Genomic DNA, 17,445 nt, shown 5'->3' with positions numbered 1-17,445 from the left:
ATTCGTTACACTGGTGCCAGCGTTAGAATCTAGCTCGGTGAAGATGGCAATTGCCGGTCTGAGCTGCGTTGGCTGCCCATTGAGTCCCTTTGGCTGGTAGAGCCTCAGGTAGCAGACCGATTTGACGCCATGGTAGCCCTTGTAGTGCCAGGGACCGTCATAAATGATCTCGGCAGGGGCGCTCACTTTCAAGCTGCTACCAGCCTTTCCTTAACAGCGTAGATCGCTTCAGACGATCCCGTCATCGTGGCTATGGGTGCTGGAGTGTCCAGCGCCTCTCCGACGACATCCTCCACCGCGTCGCGGCAGAGAGGAGTCCAGTGTAGTAAGCGGCGATTGCGCACCGCCGGGGCATTGTCCGTCGTCTTAGGTTTGCGCCGTCCCGCCCGTAGGTTCGTGGCGGGGCTGTTGCAGTTGGGGACAGTCTCTTTGAAGAGCACCAGCCCCAGTTCCTCGTCGAAGTCCATCAGGATATTGCCCATCTGGTACTTCCGACCTGAGTAGTGCTCGATGAGTAGGAAGTCCAGCGCACTACGCACGTCCTCCAGCCCGCTGCGGAAGCTGGTGACGATAGTCTCCAGCCAGGGGCCAGTAGGGAAATCGGGCACTTGGGGTGACCAACTTATCAGCACGACCGCCTCATTCATTTCCTCGCCTTGCACGGGTATGAAGACCCGCACGCGGCAGTCTGCCTTGCGCTCTTTGCTATCCTCCAGCTCGAAGCGCTGATCCAGAGTCTTCTTCACGATTCTTCTCCTTCGGGTCTCAGGTGGAATACCAAGCAGCCTTCCGTGTCCTCAGCGTTCAGCCAGTAGGCAGGAAGCTCGGTGACTCCCATCCTTAGTGCTTTGAAGAGCCGCATCCAACAGCACAGGATGATAGTGCGATCTTCTAGGACAGCGACGATGTGAGGCACAGTGAGGTCAAGGCTCATGGCCCGCTCCTCATCCATGTCCGGTCGCCACTGCCTGCAAAGACTCTCGGTGATGTCGTACTCGGCCAGCACCAACGGGCTTTGTGTCCGGGTGCTAGTGGTGACGATGTGGGCTGCATGGCCGACGTTCCATAAGTAGGTGTGGCCGAACAACTCTTCTCTGAGGATGACGTCGCCGAAGCTGCCGTGTTCCTCTATCTTGGAGGCGATGAGTGCCTCGCGATCCGTGACTCCTGGAGGAGTCAAAACAACTGGTTTCATGGCTTTCGCCGTCCTTTCTTGCCACTGGGGCCTTTCTTGGTGTCCATCGGTGCCAGCTTGGAGCGTGGCGGGATCTTCATGACGAGCACCTCGTCGCGCTCGGCTTCGGTCAGCTCGTAACAGAGTAGGAAGGGAATGCCTTCCAGCACGGCGCGAGCGCACCTATGCCAGCCGTCTATGAGGACACTGGTGCCATCGTAGAACGGGACGAAGAGGATTGGCCTAGTCACGTCGGTGGTTCTGGCATAGTCCAGATCGAGATCGGGATACTGCTTTTGCAGGTAGGGAACGCTCAGCCCGTGGTCGCTCGGGAAGAACGTCATGGGCTGTCTGCGGCTGGCTTCCACCAGCCGCATTCCTGCGCCTGCGTTCCAATGCCACTCGCAGTCGTTACTATCGGTGAAGCAAAAGACTTGGTCGTCCGTGTGGAGCACGATGACCTTGGAACCTTCCTTAAGAGTGGTCATAGGTCAGTACTCCTCGCGAATCATTGCTAAAGTCTCTTGCCAGCCTGCTGAGGTGTTAATCCAGATCACCGTGCCGTCTTTCAGGGTGTAGCTGGAGAGAACTCGACCGCCGCGCTTAATCTCCTGTTCGTTTACGACTCGGTCGTCGTAGCACATCTCCGCGCCGTAGTCGCCTTCACGATGCCGCTTGAGTAGGTGCATTAGCTCCTCCTCGTTTCGGATCAGGGCCTCGACCGCTGCTGGGGTAACGTAGACTTTGCCCAGGAGGAACTTGATAGGGCGGGTGTAGCCGCTCATGAAGTCACCTCCAGCGGGCTTTTGGCTTCGTAAACGAAAGCCTCATGCTTCCGGCGTTTTGCCTTTTCCGGTACTTGGCCGGTAAGCCTTCGCACGACTTCAGCAGCGCCCTTGCGGTAGACCGTGACGACCACGAGCGAGCCGGTGTCGGCTTCGCGAACTGCCCAGTGCCTCCCGCCTTTGTAGCGGGAAATCGTTAGGGACATGTCGGCACCTCCAAACCTTGCTTTAGAACGCGAGTCGCGCTTTGCAGCACTTGTTCAATGCTTGCCTCGCGCTCCACTGCCTCCCAGCGTGCGCTGAGTCGTGCGATGGCGGCTCTCTGCGTGAGCAGGAGCTTTCTCCATCCGAGGGTGTGCTTGCAGGGATAACGCCCGCCATGCTTCTCAAAGAAGGGGCATGAACAGGTGTTCTCCAAGCGATCTACCGTATAGGTTGCTCCCTGTTGGGATCGAACCAAATACCGGTTGGCGTCGAGGCAGCGGATTCTATATCCGTCCTCAAATAGGCGTTGCGCCCGCTCGTTGACGTTGGCTAGGAGTCTCGCCTCATCCAATGAAACGGGGGACCGTTGGGCGGTCATAGGGTTGGTATCCTTTCAAAAAAGAAAAGACCGAGCCATGACCACCCGTCTCCGGGCAGCATAGCCCGGTGATTTGGGGAAACGAGAGCGGTGTTATCTCCGCTTTAACAGTGCCTCTACAGCGCGAAGCTGCTCGGGCTTGGGGACAGCAGGAGAGTCAATACCCCGAACACCTCGGCAGGTCGTTAGGATCTGCTCAAGCAACTGAATGCACTCCGCCGCACTTGGCGGCAGTGGTACGAGCTCACCGTCCTCAGGCTGGCCGATGTAGTCGTCAAGCTCGGGAACGGGGACTTCGATGCGCCAACCGCGATGGGCTTGAATGACATGCTCCTCGACAAGCAGATGAACGACACCGAAGCGCCATTTCTCCTCGATCTCTACTGCCAGCCCACGGAGGCGCTGGCAGACGGCGGCAAGCCGCTTGTCTATCGTGGGAGGAACGACGCTCACGCGAGTACGCCTCCTTTGGGAAGAAGTATTCGCTGACGAAGCGCCTGGTCTGCTCGGCTCTCGCTGGTGGTGTCGATAAGGACACTTGCCAGCGTTTCAAGCTCGTAGCGGCCTTCCACCGACAACCGCTGCGCTGCGCTGGTGACGGCGTTTACCAGTCCGTAGAGCGTGTCCTGGTGGGACTCACCGTACAGTCCGAACTTGATGTACTCGGCGGTCTGCTTGGAGAGCTTCCAGGCATCGGCCAGCACCTCGATAGCTTTGGCCGGGTCGGGCACGATGGTCTTGGTGGAGAGGATCATCTGCTCGATGAACGCCGCCGCGACAAGCCTTGCTTGTGCGATGGCGTCTTGCAGGAGCGGTACGAACTGCGCTGTAGCGACATGAATATGCCGCTGCTTGAGCATGCTCCGTCCCGCGATCTTGCGCACCATCCCATTCGAGCACACTTGGCGAAAGATGCAGGCATCTATCGTTACGGCGCGGAGTCCGACTTCACTGTTTGCGATGTGGATCGCTACGATGAGCGGGTCGCCGGGCAGTACAAGGCGGCTCATGCGGGGATCGATCAGGCGCAGGTGTAGGCTCTCGTTTGTCAGATCGAAGAGCTTCACCGGGTAGTTCATGCCTTCCAGCGCGGGCAGGAGAGCGTTCAGGAGCTGGCGATTATCCAGCTTCTCGTAGCGAGCAGAGAGCACACCGCGAACCTCCAGGTTTTTGGCCCGGATCGTCCAGCGGTCGCCTCCATCGCCACCTGCTTTCTTGCGTAGCTCCTCTGGGAGCCCGCGCCAATGGTTCCATTGAACATCTTGCAGCTCCTTGGGGCACCTACCGAAGTAGGCGCTTGGCATTCCGAGCTTGGTGCAGGCTTGGCTCATCGCCCAGGGGGTCAGAGCAAAACCAAAGCTATCGTCGTCGGCACCAGGCCAATACAAACGGCTCTGGTGCATGGAGACTTCTCGGATAGGCACGAGGTGATCGTGCTTGCCCGCATCGTCTGCGCTCACGCGGTCGCAGACCTCATCAAGGTTCATAAGAAGGGGTTTCCTTTCAAGGAAGTGGATTATCAAAGGGCGCGCGGCGTGGGGCCTCTTCTTGTTGGTGAGGGGCCGTTGCCTCGCCGCGCAAGATCAAGCGTAGAGCAGGGAGAGCGAACCTCCAACGAGCGTTGCATGAAGGTGTTATGTGAGGGGACGAACAGGAGCAATATGGACAAAAAAGCCCTGACTCGCTGGAGTCAGGGCTATGCACTTTGGGGAGTGCTTACATGGTCTCTGGGTGCGTGTGGAGGGTACTGAAGCGCGGAGCTGTCCAGCGCCGCGCCCAGCGAACTGCAATGGCAACGATGAGGTCAGGGTCGCCTCGTTCGTGCCAAGCTTCATTCGCCTCGTCGAGCGTCTCAAAGGTGCTGCTCACCGCGATGAGCTTTCCCGAAGGGCATAACTTCAGGCAGAGGGCGTACTTCCCGGCAAGAGCGACCGCTCGTTCGTGGGAGAGTTGGAAGGTTTTGGGATCGGCCTTCCGCTTCCCGTATCCCGTCCAGGGTGGCTGCACGCGCTTGGCGTCTTTCTGCTCCTGCTGGACCCCATAGCCGAAAGCCACGAGGGCCTTCTCCTGGCACATGGCCTCGATGCTGGTTGCATCACGACCAAGTGTATCCATGTGGTACGCCAATGGTAGTTGACCGCCGCCATGATCGTACTTCATGATGTGCCACTTTGGTCCTTGCCTGGTGTAGTGGCAGGTGCCCGTCGTCCCATCGGGGTAGGTGACGCCGCAGTCATGCCAGCGAAGATGAAGCGGACTGCGCCGCTTAACATCCCAGGCGTTAGGGACATCGGCGACCGCTCCGTTCTTGAGAGCGGTCTTTTTGAGTAACTCTTCCAGCTCGCCAGGCCGGAACGTGGTGTAGCGGGGAACCCGCGCCATAGGTTTTTCCTCCTGCCCAGGGATTACCTGGAGCCAGAGGAGCGTCTCAAAAACGAAGGACGAAGGCTATCAGCGTTGCGTGCAAGGGCTGCCAATTCGGGTGGTATTGCTCTCCAACACCTTCATGCAACGCTCGTTGCATGTTCGGTATTTGTTCGTGCATGATGAATAAGTCGCGCGACAGACACATAGCAATATCCCTAACGAAGACTCCCTATGTCCAGCCATATCGATACCTTTGCGCTGCTAGGCGCAGGCTCCCAAATCACCAACACGAGTAACTCAACCTACCAAGTCGTCGGCATCTCCAATCGCTTGCGAGCCATTCTTTTGCACGTTCCTTACTACGCTTTCGAGGGAACGGCACGACTTGCCCGTGATACCGGACTAGCCCCCTCCAGCATTTCCCGCATCATCCGGGGCAAAGTCAGCCCCTCTTATGTGGTCGTGGAAAGGGTGACAAAAGCAATCTCTCATCGGCTAGGCCGACGACTCGATGCTCGTGAGCTTTTCACGACGGATGGAACCTATCCGACGCCTTCGACCTGCGAGCTGATGGACTGCTCCGGGTGCCATCCCCCGGAAGCATGGTGCGAGATCACCGATACCCTGCGTCCTCCGTGGCGGTGGCGTCTACCAGGTGATTGGTGCCTCTACGGAGCCATCTTTCAAGGAAAAACGTCGAAATCAGTAAGAGAAACCAGCGAGAGCACACAAAGAAGCGAGAGCACACAAAAACCGGAGGGCGGTCCCGCGAGCAAGCAAGTCCCATCCTCCCCGGTACTTTAATCTTTAGCTTAATTTTACTTTTATGTCCAAGAATCCCACTTCAGAAAAGCACTTCGGCTCTTCTAATCGTTCCACGACCTCCAAACGTCCTCCGGTCATCAAGCAGTATTTCCCCGAAAAACCAGATCAGCACTCCGTAGCAGAATTGCTGCACGAGCGCCTTCTATCCTTGCCCTTCGACGCTTACGTCCGGCTCGTCGCGCTCCTCCTGGAGCGCTTGGGCTATGAGAATGTCAGCCCGGCAGGTCGCACCGATTGGAAAGGGCGCAATCACTCCGGTGGGGTGGATCTCATCGCCTTTCTGCCCGGTGGCCTGACGCCACGACGGGTAGTCATCCAAATCAAGCAATTTGATCGGTACTCACGCGTCTTCCAGCGCCATGTTGACGAGCTTTGCGGCGTCGCGATCCGGTGCCGGGCAAGCGAAGCTCTCCTCATCACCACCGGCCCCGCATCTACCTCGATTCACTTCGATGGCCTCATCTCACCGCTACTTCCCATGCGTCTCATTGATGGTGAGCAGCTACTGACCTTGCTGATCGACAAGCAGGTGGGAGTCACCCATGAGGGAGAGATCGACCAGTCCCTTCTGGATCGATTGACTCGCATGGCAAAGGGCAATAGCCGAGAAGACTGTCCTGGCCGTCCTGAGGTCGTTGTAAACGTAGAGGTGATCGCTCACTCAAAGAAGCGCCAGAAGGTTCTTCAACGCGCCAGCTTCCTGACCCCAGCTTAGACACAGTCCTCCCGCTTAGACTAGGCTTTCCACAACTGTTTTCACCAGAGTCTAAAAAGCTCTGGCCTCCTTACTGATGCCCAAATTTAACCTTCAAACCCTATGTATCCAGACCTAACACCACGCGATCCATCGCGGCCACCCTTTATCATCGAGCACCGGCATATCCCTACCAATGACAGGGGAACCCGCTTCCAGCCCGAGGCACGCCTCTTCGTCTCCGAGACCCTGCGCACTTCGGGCCTACTTTCCTCACTACCTGACCGTGAGGCGAAAAACATTCTTTGGCTACTGACCTACCTGCACCCCAACGGGCACCTCTTCGCTCCCGTAACGCTCCTGGCAAGGGACATGGGCCTCTCAGAACGGGAGGTTCGCAAGCAGTTCCTTGTTCTTGCCACTACCTACTGGAAAGAAGCACCGCTCGTGCGGCACCTTTCCGAGAGTTCCATGGAGCGCTTCCTGTTGGCAGAGCATGTTCTGGGTGAGGAGACTCTGGAAACGAGCGTCTCTCTCCCGGTTCCTGACCAGGTAAGTCCTCCGGGTCACCGAGAGGCGATCATCCAGATGAGTCGAGAGAAGTATGCTCGGCCTCGCGCTGAGGTGGAGCGGATGGTTCTAGAGCAGCTTGGGCACCATCCTGATGAGAGTGCAGAAACACCAGAAGGTGAAACGCGGCGGGGCCTTCGCAATGTCGGCGTCTCGCGTGAGCAGATTGACCTGCTCATCGAGGAGTTCGGCATTGAAGCTTGCTTGCGCCAGGTGGAGTGGCTGCCTCTTCGCGCTGCCAAGAATCCTGGCCGCTACGTCGTGGCGGCGATCCAGGATAACTACAGCCCACCGCGTGGGGCAAGGCTTCCTGAGATGGAGCTCACCTCCTTGGAGACAGCTACCCCAGTGGAGGAGGTCTCCGAGGAAAACCTGAACGTGACCCTGGAAGGTGAAATCACAGAGCCAGAGAGCGATCCCTCGGGATTGAGCTATGAGCCCTCCGCAGTTCAATCGGAGTATTTTGCGCCAAGTGACGAGGGAGGTATTGATGACTAACCAATCCCTCCAGCAGGGTGAGAAGGTAAGTGTCCTCCCGTCAGCCTGGGAAGATCTGACTCCCGTGGTGCCTGTTCCTGCCATCTACTTTGACGACTCGATGCCGTATCTCTCTGATGCCGAATGGCGCGTGCTGTGCATCATTATCCGCCAGACTTTGGGATGGGTAGACAAAGAGCAGGTAGGGGGACGCAAACGTCGTGACTGGATCAGTCAGAGCCAGTTCAGGGAAAAGACGGGTAAGAGCCGCGACTCGATTAGCCGCGCTATCGCGGGCCTGCTGCGCCATGAGCTGATCGTGATCGAGAACCGGGACGGCGAGCTGATGCACACCGCCCGCTCACGTCAGCAGGCAAGAGATCGCCTCTACTACCGTCTCAATCTTTCTCGTAATCCTCACCCACGATGAAAGCACGACTCTCACAAAAGCAGCTTCGTGGGCGTCAGACCCATCTGAAAATCCTCGCTGAGCGCAAGACCTCCAGTGTCGCCGGTAACCGCGAGGCAGACACAACAAAAGAAACTCGATACCAAAGAGTTTCTCTTCCTGATGGTCAGACACGGGAGAGCAGCCCCCTCAGGGAGGCTGCCAACTCCCAGTCTTCCCGGAGCGAGAAAGGACAGCAACGTACTGCGGGTACGTTGCTGGAAGTGGCCCATGCCATCTTTCCGACTCGCCAAGTGCTCTACAGTCTTGACGTGCATGGAGGGCGCAGTCAGATAGACACGTCGGGTATGAGTGAGGCGGGTTATCAGAAGCTCCTTGAAGCCTTTGCGAATCCTGTTCGCTTTGATGGTCCTGAACCAGCGATGGTCGCAGATATGGTAGTGCAGCAACAAGAACCAGATTCAGGCTGCCGGATCGGTTCTGCCACGGGACTTCCCGTGCCCGATTGGTGGCAAATCCCGGAGCCTGGTGCCACCGCCGAGCAGATTAAAGCGATCCTCAAGGAAAACCTACAAAAGGCGGGGGAGCGCCAAAGGGGATTCGGTTGGAAGAAGGCTTTGGGGAGGGCGCTATGATAAACCAGAGCATCCCACCTCCGCGACTAAACCACCTTTACCATGGTGACGCGCTAGAGATTCTGCCAACCTTCCCCGATGGCTGCTTCGATGCCATCGTGACTGACCCCCCGTACTGCTCTGGTGGATTGACGGCAAGTGAACGAGCCCGACCAGCCGCACAGAAGTATGTACAGAGCAGACAAAAGACCGCCTGGCCGGACTTTGAGAGCGAGAGTATGGATCAGAACGCTTGGGCGCAGTGGACGTACCGCTGGCTCAAGGAGTGTAAACGGGTCGCGAAGGACGGAGCCCCTATCGTCATCTTCATTGACTGGCGTCAATTGCCGCTCCTGACGACGCTTCTGCAATGGGCTGGTTGGCGCTGGCTCGGTGTGGCCGTCTGGGATAAGACCGAGGCGTGTAGGCCACAAATGGGGCGCTTTGCTGCCCAGGCTGAGTACATCGTTTGGGGGGCGAAAGGACGGCTACCAGCCAAGCGCCACGTTGGGACACTCCCCGGAGTTTTCCGCCATCGGGTAGAAGTCCCCGGCAAGAAACTGCACATGACGGGCAAGCCGCTGACGCTCATGGAGGATCTGCTCCGCATCGTCGAGCCCGGTGGAGTTGTGCTTGATCCCTTTGCAGGCTCGGGGACTACCTTGATGGCAGCGCGAAATCTCGAGCTGGGCTACGTTGGCATTGAAGCCAGTCCGCAGTATTACCAGATTACCCAGCAGCGTCTTAATGAAGGAGGGAACTAGGATTGGTTCTCCTGCATTATCTTAGTCAACTCTCAAGCATGCAATGCATTTCCTTTGGCACTTCGGCTTCGCATTTCACTTCCACATGTGGCAGGAAGGCGGAAAAACCAGCGGCAAGAGTTGGCATTCCCATAACATCAACCATGCAACCTGGTGTAGAAGTGTTCAAGAGAGGTGCGTTTAGAAATGCTCTTATCCGTGCATCGGGATCGCATAAGTCAGGCGTAGCAGTACACATCTCTTCAGCAGGATTGAATGCATTCACCTGGCAGAACACTTGGCGGTAGCTCGCCAGGACTTGAATGGAGTTTAGAAAGTTTATATATTCCGCAGAGCACATCTCAAATCGCCCATCACCCGGAGCTAGCTTTGTAAAAGCGGTTCGCTCGTAGAGTAGAATAAGAAGTTGAGGTGTTACTGGGAAGGATAAGCATGTCCCTGGCGCTCCGAAGATCGTATTTGCAAGTTTAGGCGCACCATCGAATGGCTCCTGCTCACACCAGAAAACGACAGGGTTATCGGAGGTGTAAAGCGGTACGTTATCCTCATTCACTCCGACGAACCAAAAAAAGTTGTTAACTAGGCTCTGGCATAGTGACAGCTTAGGTCAGATGGTAGCTGGGACAATAGGGCTCCCACGAAAGACCGACAGTAGACCTTCGCGAGGAGAAATGCCCTGTTTGCGTAGGGTGGATAGATAGCCACGTAGCCGACAAAACGAGGCTAAACCCGAGGCAGAACGCCAGCAACCAAAGACCTTGGCAAACAATTTCACAGGGCGGATGTCGCGCTCGGAACCGTTATTGTCAAAGCACGCCAAGGCATCCCAACCAAAACGAACCACATACGGGGCATAGAACCAAAGGCGGTCGAGCCAACGGATACGAGAACGAAATTCCTTGGAGCAAGCAGAAAGTTTAACACCCTCATCAGGAGGGCAAAAACCAAGAGTCGCATAACCACGCTTCACCACGGCACGAAGGCCAGATACTAATTTTTCAGGACAGGAGAGCACCCCGGAATCTCTTTGCTTTTTCACCTCAAGAAGCCAGCAAATTATAGGTTCGCTCCAAGTTCCTTTAGCGTCAAAGCGTTCCTTCAGCGCGGCTCCCTCCCGAACCAAGTGCGCATTGCAAAGGCTATGTTCGCATTCTTGGAAACTAAAGTAAGCCCCCCATGCATCATGATGAGCCACTCCTCGGAAATCGGGCAAAATACCGATTTTCTCAATCGTGATTTGGGAGTATCCGATTTTTTGTGTAAGCTCTCCTTGGCTGGTTAGGCTGGCATCCTTTCTTCAAAGAGAATCGCGAAGTGGTTCTTCGCCTCGGCCCACTCAGGGATCGAGTAACGCCACGTCTTGGAATGGCGCTCTAGCGCCAGGTACATCACTTTTAGAGCGGCTTCCTCGCTGGGGAAGGAAGCCCGGTTTCGCATTGCCCTCCGTAGCACGGAGTTGAGAGATTCTATCGCGTTGGTCGTGTAAAGCACTCGTCGCATGGGCATGGGGAAGGCGAAACAGACGGTTACTCTCTCCCAAGCGCGCCTCCAGAGCTGGCCGACCATCGGATACTGGGAACCCCACTTCGCTTCAAAAGCATTCAGGTTTGTTTCGGCTTCTGCGAGCGTTGGGGCTAGGTAGACCTCTTTTAAGTCCTTACAAACCGGATCCCAGTTAGTTCTAGCCACGTAGTTAAGGCTGTTTCTGACCAGGTGGACAACGCATTGCTGGATACTCGTTTTAGGAAACGCTGCGGCAATGGCATCTGGAAATCCTGAAAGTCCATCCACGCAGGCAATGAGGATGTCTTGGACTCCTCGATTCTTTATCTCCGTGAGGACATTGAGCCAGAATTTGGCTCCCTCCACTTTCGAGCTCCAGATGCCCAGCACTTCCTTTCTTCCTTCGAGATTGATAGCTAATGCGAGATAAAAAGCTTTCTTGACCACATGTCCGTCCTCTCGCACGGGTACGTAAAGGGCATCGAGGTAGACCACGGGATAGACGGCTTCGAGCGGACGGTTCTGGAATCGCCTGACTTCCTCGACGACGGCATCGGTAACGGAGGAGATGAACTCGGTGGAAACCTCGATTCCGTAGAGCTCTTGGAGGGTCTCCTGAATGTCCTTGCAGCTCATGGACTTGGAGTAGAGCGAGAGGATTTTGGTCTCCATGGGTCCGATGTCACGCTGATGTTTCTCGACGATGATCGGCTCAAAGCTGCCTTCTCGATCTCGTGGCACCTGAATGGTGGTATGTCCGAGCTCTCCCCGTAGCGTCTTGGAAGTGGTTCCGTTTCGTCGGTTTGTCTGCTCGGGTGTAGCTTTATCTCCATGAGAACGACCGCCTAGGTGCTGCTGCATCTCTTCTTGCAGCATTCGCTCCAGGACGGCTTGATTGAGCTGTGCCAGGAGTTGGTGAACGTCTCCTGGAGTCTTGAGAGTGGCTGTCATGGCTTCGAGCGCCTCTCGTGTGAGCCCTTGGGGTAGGTCGATCTGTCCGGGCTTTCGCCGCGTCTTGATTGTCGTTGCGTTCGTCGCTTTGGTAGCGGCTGCCGCCGCTCTTGTGTTCTTGGTTTCCATCGTCTTCCTTTCGCCAGTTTAGCGAGTCAGGAAGCGTTACACAAAATTTCGGATAAGGTCCGTGATTTTTCCGCGACCACCAGGAGCCGCGCAATGCGTTAGTTTGTCGGTTCGAGCCACATGGATCCAGGTGTTTTTCTTACAGGAGCGAACCATCGTTTCATCAAAACCGGCAGCACTTGCCTGGATAATGCCCTGCTTGATCTGCTCTTCGATAGGCTCTAAAGTGGTTGCCGCCCGATGAATCCAGTTCTGGATTGTGCCCTGGCTGGGGGCATGCCCAAACCAGTCGGTGAAGAAGGAGACGATTCTCTCCAGGGAGATGGCTTGATCCACTTTCAGCAGAGTGCAAGTCGTCTGGGTATGAGGGCCATATTGAACGGGCGCAGTCACCTCGGCGGGGAAATCTGCCTTGACAGGACTTTGGCATCCCGGACAGCAGACTTCCAGGACTTGGTGCTCCGTGGTGAAGAATCGGATGACTTCCGGCAAATCCATCACCTGACGCGTTTCTACGACCTCACCGGAAACGTCTTTAAGATCGAGTCCGCAGGTTGGACACTTGGCTGCTTTATGCTGCTGCACTTCATCGGGTGTCTCATTTTTTTCGAGAGTGTGTCCTTTGTGCCCTTTCTGTCCTCCTGTTTTCCTCTCTGTTTTAGGGCGCTGGCTCATCGGTTTGAGAAATCCTTGAGCGGCTGAGGGAGTATGTGGTTTGGGAGCAATTTTCTCTTCGAGAGCCAGGACTCGCTGTGCGAACTCTGCCAGGATTCTCCAGAGTGCCTCTGGGTCTTCTTGTCTGAGTCTGTCGAATTCTTCTCGGGTGAGCATTTTCGGATTGGAGTATACTTCAGGCAAGCGTCGCAGGCAAGACCTAAGCTGTTACCTGGCATACATTAGTCATCTGCTCGCGGTCGAACAAGAAGCTGAGTTGTCCCAAGCGTGCGAGATGTTCGGGTGTATTATCGCTGGCACTCTGTGCACGGCCTGTATCTGGAGCGATATCCCGATCTAGAAGTGCCTGAAGTTGCTTTGATGATAGGTCACTATACGCGACAGCAGTACGAGCCCGAGTCGCACGGGTGCGCACCATCTGAACAGCAAGGATTTCAGCAAGTTCATACCGCATCTCGTGAGTTATGCCTGTCTCTTGCCAGTTAGCAACGAAGTTGTCTAGCACTATTTTGAAATGACCCTCAAAACGGCTGAGTATTGACTCTGGACTCTTGACGTCTTCAGCATAGTCATCTGCCAGCACATCCAAAGGCAGGTCATTGAAGTCGCGCTCTTGCGCGACATTCACAATAGCATCAGAGAATGTCTTCTTCTGGATCTTGTCATACACCCACAAACGCTGCTTCTTATTAGCAGTGGTAGGATTAAAGGCGAAGCGTCGCAAATAGGATTGCGGAGCCATGTGCTGTCGTCGTGTCTCTTTTTGATGTGGGCTACTTATTTCAACTAACTGGTCGGGCATACTATTAGGTCTCCTGCGGAATCGTTAATATCAGTATCGCTACACAACTCCACTTTTGTAAACAATTGTTTACCAAAGTGGATAACTCGCACATTACCCTCGCTTAGACACTTGCCTTAAAACCATCTCTGGCGGCAGTTCACGGAATCTGAAAAGACCTATTATGCACCAACCTTTACCCGCTTCTCATCCATCTCAAAGAGGGTGGAGGAGATCCATTTCTTGAAGTCTGGTTCATCCATGAACTTCTTGTAGAGGTCGGTGTACTCTAGCATAAAGTCCTGGAACTTAGATTCCAGCACCTTGTCATGCACGATCTTAGCCGTTTGCCGGTCGTTGTTCTTGGCGTTTTGGTACTCCTCTTCAGCATGAACTGCATCCGGCAGGTCGTGGAAAAGGAAACGCTTCACACGGTCATTGTCGGTCCAATCGGTGCCGAAGCGGTTGTTGAAAGCTTCCAAGATCGCAGAAAGAGCGTCTAGTTCCGCGTCGGGCAGTGCGCCACCGGGCTCGGCGGGCACGGGCGAAAGCTCTACGTTGCCCTCTAGGTGAATGGCAGTTGAGGCTTTCTTCTCCACACGGTAGCTGTCCAGGTCAATCGAATCTAGCACCTCTTTGGCGAGGTCCTCATCCAGCGGTGAAGGGAGCTTGGTGATGAGGAGGCGCAGGTAAGTGTGCAGGCACTCCCAGTACTCGCTGGAGAAAGGAAGGATCGCCGCCAGGAACGCGTAGGTTCGAACAAAGGACTTGGCCGCCCCCTTGAACTCGATCTTCTGATCGTCGCTCAGATCGGTCTGGTAGACTTCGACAGCTTTATCCAGCAGGGGGTCAAGCTCGGTGCGGCTGGCTCCTACTAAGAACTTCACCATGAACTTGCGAACCTCGGCCTCGGAGTAGACTTGGAAGCCGTCAAGTTGGTCTTGAAGGTCGTTGAGACGGTTCACGTCGGTGGCCTCAGAGAGCAAGGTGGCCTTGTAGTAAGGATCAAAGGCAGCGCGGATGTCGTCGGCCTTGTTCACAAAGTCTAGGACAAAGGTGTCCTCTTTGCCGGGGTAGCAGCGATTCAGGCGGGAGAGCGTTTGCACTGCCTGCACATCCGAGAGGGTCTTATCCACGTACATCGTGTGCAGCAGCGGCTGGTCGAAGCCCGTCTGGAACTTCTCCGCCACGATGAGGAAGCGGTAGCCTGCCTTCTTGAACTCATCTGGGATCTCATGCGAGGGAAAGCCGTTCATGCCGTCCTCATCGTATTCCAGGCCGTCTAGCTTCTTCGTGCCGGTGAAGGCGACAATGGCCTTGTAGGGCGAGTGGCGCTCCTTGAGGGCGACATCCACAGCGTGCTTGTACTTGATGGCGCTCTCGATGGAACCCGTCACCACCATTGATTTTGCGCGCCCGCCAATCTTCTTCTGCACCTCGTCGTGGAAGTGCCCCACCATGATATTGGCCTTCTGTTGGATAGACTCCGGGTGCGTCTCGACGTACTTGCGCAGCTTCTTCTGGGCGCGGAGTTTATCGAACTCCGGGTCGCCCTCAATAGTGGCCGCGAGTTTGTAGAAGCTCTGGTAGGTGGTGTAGTTCTGAAGAACGTCCAGGATGAAGCCCTCTTCAATGGCCTGGCGCATGGAGTAGATATGGAAGGCGCGGTACTTGCCGTCGTCCTGCCTTACCCCAAAGGTCTCCAGAGTCTTGTTTTTCGGAGTGGCGGTGAAGGCAAAGTAGCTCGTGTTGGTGAGCATTTTCCGGCTGTTGATGATCCGGTTAATCTTGTCTTCGTCGCTCTCAGGCTCGCCGTCGGTGGACTGATACGTCCCCTTCTTCTCAGCGAGCGCGGCGTTCATCTTGGCGGCGGTCTCGCCGCTCTGGGAGGAGTGCGCCTCGTCAATGAGCAGGGCAAAGTGCTTGCCGGGTAGGTCGCCCATTTCCTCGACGATGAAGGGGAACTTCTGAACCGTGGTGGTGACGATCTTCTTGCCCGACTCCAGCGCCTCCTTGAGCTGCTTACTGCCCTCGGTGATGGCTTCGACGACACCAGCAACGTGGGCGAACTGCTTCACGTTGTCACGGATTTGCTTGTCGAGGTTGCGCCGATCGGTGACGATGATAACGGTATCGAAGATGTTTTTGCCAGTTTCGTCGGTCAGCTCCACGAGCTGGTGAGCCAGCCAGGAGATTGAGTTGGACTTGCCCGAGCCTGCCGAGTGCTGGATGAGATAGCGCCGCCCCGCGCCGTGCTGCACTGCATCCGTGAGGAGCTGGCGCACGACTTCAAGCTGGTGATAACGGGGGAAGATGAGCTTCTTCTTGATCTTGCCGTCGTCGTCTTTCTCCTCGACGATCTGGGCGTACTTCTCCAGGATATTGGCGAGGCTTGCTTTGGTGAGGATGCGCTTCCAGAGGTACTCGGTCTTGAGGCCATCTGGGTTCACGGGGTTGCCTGCGCCGCCCTCATTGCCCAGGTTAAAGGGCAGGAAACTGGTCTGCCAGCCGCGCAAGTGGGTGGTCATGTAGACTAGGTTGTCATCGAGCGCAAAGTGTACCAGGCAGCGGCCAAAGGCAAAGAGCGGCTCCTTGGAGTCGCGGTCTTCTTTGTACTGCTTGATGGCGTGCTGGACGTTCTGCTTGGTGAACTGGTTCTTGAGCTCGAAGGTGGCGATGGGTAGGCCGTTGAGGAAGATCCCCATGTCCAGGGCGAGGGACTTGTGATCCTCAGAGTAGCGCACCTGGCGAGTGAGTGTGAAGAGATTCTTGTTCCAGTTGGCGACGGCCTTAGCGTTGGCGTCGCTGGCGGGGTTAGGGTAGTAGAGCGCGATTGTGTCTTGACCATGCCTTACGCCCTTGCGAAGCACATCCACGATGCCTCGGTCACGAATTTGGTCGAAGAGGCGCTTGAGGAACTTATCCGTCTCCAGAGTGCTCACAGTGACGCGGCCATGTGCGGCGGGCTGGGTGTCGGCGAGGAAGGCAAAGAGCTTCACGCGATCTACGCAGGAAGTGCGGTCGTAGTCGCTTGGGGCACCTTTTTCATAACCTGCTTCGCTGAGCAGGCTTGCCTCGATTAGTGTCTCCAGTCCTTTTTCCGTTGTGTCTGTGGTCATTTCTTGTTTATCCTACAATAATTCTCCAGTGAGACCCAGTACTTCCGGAAATAGGGACAGCGTTTTTTTACTTCCTCTGGCCGGATTCGCAGTAAAAGTTTGGGTGTGTCGGTTGCTTTGGAGAAGCGAACTTCGCATTCCTGCGCCAGGGCGGGCAGCAGAACGTCTTCACTAAGCTTGATGTACTCGCCTGCACTCGGGCGACAGTTGAAGCTCTCGGGATCAGCGGTTCGTAGCCCTTTTGCCGATAGTGCCTGTTGCAAGCGCCGATGGCAATTTGGAAACTCACGGGCGAAGGTCTGCTCCCAGTCCCCCAGGAGCCAAGTCTCCAGCTCGGGAATCGCGAGGGCTGGAATGATCGGAGGATGGTTCTCTGTAGCGCACCCTGCATCGGTCAGCCCTTCACGCACGGTCTGCTCGAAGGTTCCCAGACGCCCGTCCGGGTCGGGATCGCAGTCGGAGTCGTCGAGCACGAGGATGAGATCTGCCGGGCCGTTCGCCTGCCAGAAGCGCGTTAGATCGCCCTTGATTTCATTGAGGAGGTCTTTGCCGGTATTGCCTGCATAACGCCGTGCGACTCGCTCGGTAGACGCGGTCACGTCTGGGCGCGGCCCTGGCTTACGAAACGCGGGGGTACGACGCTGGAACGACGCCTCGGTGAAGTGTTGCTGGAGCAGGGGGACAATGCTACTTGCTTCTGCATAACCGCCGCCTGCGTAGACCCAAACTACCACGGCCAGCCACCGACTCCAGGGTCTCCGACACGGTAGAGATCGCCAAGCTTCCAGCCCTCATCCAGTTTTGGAGAAAGGAGGACAGGCTCCAGTCGCTTGATCTCTGTTTTGCCAGGGTTTTCGTTTGAATCCTGGAAGACATAAACACTCTCCAGGTCCTCCGTGAAGTAGTCTAGTAAATCGGAGCTGTGAGTAGAAACGATCACTTGCGTTTTGCGTGAAGCCTCCCGAATCCAGCCAGCCAGCACTCGGAGCCAGGCGGGATGTACCCCTGCTTCTGGCTCATCAAGA

At 56.1% G+C, this 17,445-nt stretch carries 24 protein-coding genes; 6 read left to right on the top strand and 18 right to left on the bottom strand.

From position 1 onward, the window contains the following. From RMO15_RS19300 to RMO15_RS19260, 10 genes are all read right to left on the bottom strand, one after another. Positions 1-186: hypothetical protein (locus tag RMO15_RS19300; RefSeq protein WP_309715552.1), on the bottom strand; the 186-nt coding region annotated here is incomplete at its 3' end. A 2-nt stretch (positions 187-188) separates the two neighbouring features. Further along, positions 189-746: a hypothetical protein gene (locus RMO15_RS19295; protein ID WP_309715549.1), complete on the bottom strand. Its 558-nt coding sequence runs from the start codon at positions 744-746 to the stop codon at positions 189-191. Beyond that, the gene (locus RMO15_RS19290) at positions 743-1,195 is read right to left on the bottom strand and encodes a hypothetical protein (protein ID WP_309715547.1); all 453 of its coding nucleotides are present in this window, start codon (positions 1,193-1,195) and stop codon (positions 743-745) included. Before RMO15_RS19290 ends, RMO15_RS19295 begins: the two co-directional genes overlap by 4 nt. Continuing rightward, positions 1,192-1,662, bottom strand: a complete 471-nt coding sequence (locus RMO15_RS19285) for a hypothetical protein (RefSeq protein ID WP_309715544.1) — start codon at positions 1,660-1,662, stop codon at positions 1,192-1,194. The genes RMO15_RS19290 and RMO15_RS19285 overlap by 4 nt, the downstream gene beginning before the upstream one ends. A 3-nt stretch (positions 1,663-1,665) precedes the next feature. Further along, positions 1,666-1,959 carry a hypothetical protein gene (locus RMO15_RS19280; RefSeq protein WP_309715541.1) on the bottom strand — a complete coding sequence of 98 codons (294 nt, stop codon included), beginning with the start codon at positions 1,957-1,959 and terminating at the stop codon, positions 1,666-1,668. After that, complete coding sequence (locus RMO15_RS19275) at positions 1,956-2,165, bottom strand: hypothetical protein (protein WP_309715538.1); 210 nt, start codon at positions 2,163-2,165, stop codon at positions 1,956-1,958. Before RMO15_RS19275 ends, RMO15_RS19280 begins: the two co-directional genes overlap by 4 nt. Beyond that, positions 2,156-2,542, bottom strand: a complete 387-nt coding sequence (locus RMO15_RS33375) for an SWIM zinc finger family protein (protein ID WP_369016139.1) — start codon at positions 2,540-2,542, stop codon at positions 2,156-2,158. Before RMO15_RS33375 ends, RMO15_RS19275 begins: the two co-directional genes overlap by 10 nt. A gap of 93 nt (positions 2,543-2,635) precedes the next feature. After that, positions 2,636-2,995: a hypothetical protein gene (locus RMO15_RS19270; RefSeq protein ID WP_309715535.1), complete on the bottom strand. Its 360-nt coding sequence runs from the start codon at positions 2,993-2,995 to the stop codon at positions 2,636-2,638. Then, the gene (locus tag RMO15_RS19265) at positions 2,992-4,029 is read right to left on the bottom strand and encodes a DUF932 domain-containing protein (protein ID WP_309715532.1); all 1,038 of its coding nucleotides are present in this window, start codon (positions 4,027-4,029) and stop codon (positions 2,992-2,994) included. Before RMO15_RS19265 ends, RMO15_RS19270 begins: the two co-directional genes overlap by 4 nt. A gap of 229 nt (positions 4,030-4,258) precedes the next feature. Further along, positions 4,259-4,924: a hypothetical protein gene (locus RMO15_RS19260; protein WP_309715529.1), complete on the bottom strand. Its 666-nt coding sequence runs from the start codon at positions 4,922-4,924 to the stop codon at positions 4,259-4,261. Between the two features lie 216 nt (positions 4,925-5,140). Here RMO15_RS19260 and RMO15_RS19255 point away from each other — a divergent pair, with 216 nt between their 5' ends. The 6 genes from RMO15_RS19255 to RMO15_RS19230 all read left to right on the top strand — a co-directional run bounded on the left by RMO15_RS19255 (position 5,141) and on the right by RMO15_RS19230 (position 9,262). Next, positions 5,141-5,713, top strand: coding sequence for a helix-turn-helix transcriptional regulator (locus tag RMO15_RS19255; protein WP_309715526.1), 573 nt, complete (start codon positions 5,141-5,143; stop codon positions 5,711-5,713). A 169-nt stretch (positions 5,714-5,882) separates the two neighbouring features. After that, the gene (locus RMO15_RS19250; protein ID WP_309715523.1) at positions 5,883-6,449 is read left to right on the top strand and encodes a restriction endonuclease; all 567 of its coding nucleotides are present in this window, start codon (positions 5,883-5,885) and stop codon (positions 6,447-6,449) included. A gap of 102 nt (positions 6,450-6,551) precedes the next feature. After that, positions 6,552-7,496 carry a hypothetical protein gene (locus tag RMO15_RS19245; protein WP_309715520.1) on the top strand — a complete coding sequence of 315 codons (945 nt, stop codon included), beginning with the start codon at positions 6,552-6,554 and terminating at the stop codon, positions 7,494-7,496. Then, positions 7,489-7,905 carry a replication protein gene (locus tag RMO15_RS19240; protein ID WP_309715517.1) on the top strand — a complete coding sequence of 139 codons (417 nt, stop codon included), beginning with the start codon at positions 7,489-7,491 and terminating at the stop codon, positions 7,903-7,905. Before RMO15_RS19245 ends, RMO15_RS19240 begins: the two co-directional genes overlap by 8 nt. Then, the gene (locus RMO15_RS19235; protein ID WP_309715514.1) at positions 7,902-8,519 is read left to right on the top strand and encodes a hypothetical protein; all 618 of its coding nucleotides are present in this window, start codon (positions 7,902-7,904) and stop codon (positions 8,517-8,519) included. The genes RMO15_RS19240 and RMO15_RS19235 overlap by 4 nt, the downstream gene beginning before the upstream one ends. After that, positions 8,516-9,262, top strand: a complete 747-nt coding sequence (locus RMO15_RS19230) for a site-specific DNA-methyltransferase (protein ID WP_309715505.1) — start codon at positions 8,516-8,518, stop codon at positions 9,260-9,262. Before RMO15_RS19235 ends, RMO15_RS19230 begins: the two co-directional genes overlap by 4 nt. 25 nt (positions 9,263-9,287) lie before the next feature. Here the strand turns inward: RMO15_RS19230 and RMO15_RS19225 are convergent, their stop codons facing one another. The 8 genes from RMO15_RS19225 to RMO15_RS19190 all read right to left on the bottom strand — a co-directional run. Then, complete coding sequence (locus tag RMO15_RS19225) at positions 9,288-9,863, bottom strand: DUF4238 domain-containing protein (RefSeq protein WP_309715558.1); 576 nt, start codon at positions 9,861-9,863, stop codon at positions 9,288-9,290. 6 nt (positions 9,864-9,869) lie between these two features. Then, positions 9,870-10,475: a transposase gene (locus tag RMO15_RS19220; RefSeq protein ID WP_309715502.1), complete on the bottom strand. Its 606-nt coding sequence runs from the start codon at positions 10,473-10,475 to the stop codon at positions 9,870-9,872. Between the two features lie 65 nt (positions 10,476-10,540). Then, the gene (locus RMO15_RS19215; protein ID WP_309715555.1) at positions 10,541-11,716 is read right to left on the bottom strand and encodes an IS256 family transposase; all 1,176 of its coding nucleotides are present in this window, start codon (positions 11,714-11,716) and stop codon (positions 10,541-10,543) included. 165 nt (positions 11,717-11,881) lie between these two features. Beyond that, entirely contained in the window at positions 11,882-12,676 is a 795-nt protein-coding gene (locus tag RMO15_RS19210) for a transposase (protein ID WP_309715499.1), read from the bottom strand. A 43-nt stretch (positions 12,677-12,719) separates the two neighbouring features. Beyond that, positions 12,720-13,322: a DUF4238 domain-containing protein gene (locus RMO15_RS19205; protein ID WP_309715496.1), complete on the bottom strand. Its 603-nt coding sequence runs from the start codon at positions 13,320-13,322 to the stop codon at positions 12,720-12,722. A gap of 161 nt (positions 13,323-13,483) precedes the next feature. Further along, positions 13,484-16,420, bottom strand: coding sequence for a type I restriction endonuclease (locus tag RMO15_RS19200; RefSeq protein WP_309715491.1), 2,937 nt, complete (start codon positions 16,418-16,420; stop codon positions 13,484-13,486). Next, the gene (locus RMO15_RS19195; RefSeq protein ID WP_309715488.1) at positions 16,417-17,154 is read right to left on the bottom strand and encodes a DUF4276 family protein; all 738 of its coding nucleotides are present in this window, start codon (positions 17,152-17,154) and stop codon (positions 16,417-16,419) included. The genes RMO15_RS19200 and RMO15_RS19195 overlap by 4 nt, the downstream gene beginning before the upstream one ends. Further along, positions 17,148-17,445, bottom strand: a 298-nt coding sequence (locus RMO15_RS19190; RefSeq protein WP_309715483.1) for an AAA family ATPase, incomplete at its 5' end; no start/stop codon positions are given. The genes RMO15_RS19190 and RMO15_RS19195, both read right to left, overlap by 7 nt.

It is taken from the genome of Armatimonas sp., assembly GCF_031410135.1.
Classification (GTDB): domain Bacteria; phylum Armatimonadota; class Armatimonadia; order Armatimonadales; family Armatimonadaceae; genus Armatimonas.
This window is presented reverse-complemented; position numbering and strand designations above follow the sequence as displayed.

Bases quoted from the DNA above. Each gene is read 5' to 3' on its own strand.
- RMO15_RS19290 (WP_309715547.1), bottom strand. From the start codon at position 1,195: ATGAAACCAGTTGTTTTGACTCCTCCAGGAGTCACGGATCGCGAGGCA.
- RMO15_RS19285 (WP_309715544.1), bottom strand. From the start codon at position 1,662: ATGACCACTCTTAAGGAAGGTTCCAAGGTCATCGTGCTCCACACGGAC.
- RMO15_RS19280 (WP_309715541.1), bottom strand. From the start codon at position 1,959: ATGAGCGGCTACACCCGCCCTATCAAGTTCCTCCTGGGCAAAGTCTAC.
- RMO15_RS19275 (WP_309715538.1), bottom strand. From the start codon at position 2,165: ATGTCCCTAACGATTTCCCGCTACAAAGGCGGGAGGCACTGGGCAGTT.
- RMO15_RS33375 (WP_369016139.1), bottom strand. From the start codon at position 2,542: ATGACCGCCCAACGGTCCCCCGTTTCATTGGATGAGGCGAGACTCCTA.
- RMO15_RS19265 (WP_309715532.1), bottom strand. From the start codon at position 4,029: ATGAACCTTGATGAGGTCTGCGACCGCGTGAGCGCAGACGATGCGGGC.
- RMO15_RS19260 (WP_309715529.1), bottom strand. From the start codon at position 4,924: ATGGCGCGGGTTCCCCGCTACACCACGTTCCGGCCTGGCGAGCTGGAA.
- RMO15_RS19255 (WP_309715526.1), top strand. From the start codon at position 5,141: ATGTCCAGCCATATCGATACCTTTGCGCTGCTAGGCGCAGGCTCCCAA.
- RMO15_RS19245 (WP_309715520.1), top strand. From the start codon at position 6,552: ATGTATCCAGACCTAACACCACGCGATCCATCGCGGCCACCCTTTATC.
- RMO15_RS19240 (WP_309715517.1), top strand. From the start codon at position 7,489: ATGACTAACCAATCCCTCCAGCAGGGTGAGAAGGTAAGTGTCCTCCCG.
- RMO15_RS19235 (WP_309715514.1), top strand. From the start codon at position 7,902: ATGAAAGCACGACTCTCACAAAAGCAGCTTCGTGGGCGTCAGACCCAT.
- RMO15_RS19230 (WP_309715505.1), top strand. From the start codon at position 8,516: ATGATAAACCAGAGCATCCCACCTCCGCGACTAAACCACCTTTACCAT.
- RMO15_RS19215 (WP_309715555.1), bottom strand. From the start codon at position 11,716: ATGACAGCCACTCTCAAGACTCCAGGAGACGTTCACCAACTCCTGGCA.
- RMO15_RS19210 (WP_309715499.1), bottom strand. From the start codon at position 12,676: ATGCTCACCCGAGAAGAATTCGACAGACTCAGACAAGAAGACCCAGAG.
- RMO15_RS19205 (WP_309715496.1), bottom strand. From the start codon at position 13,322: ATGCCCGACCAGTTAGTTGAAATAAGTAGCCCACATCAAAAAGAGACA.
- RMO15_RS19200 (WP_309715491.1), bottom strand. From the start codon at position 16,420: ATGACCACAGACACAACGGAAAAAGGACTGGAGACACTAATCGAGGCA.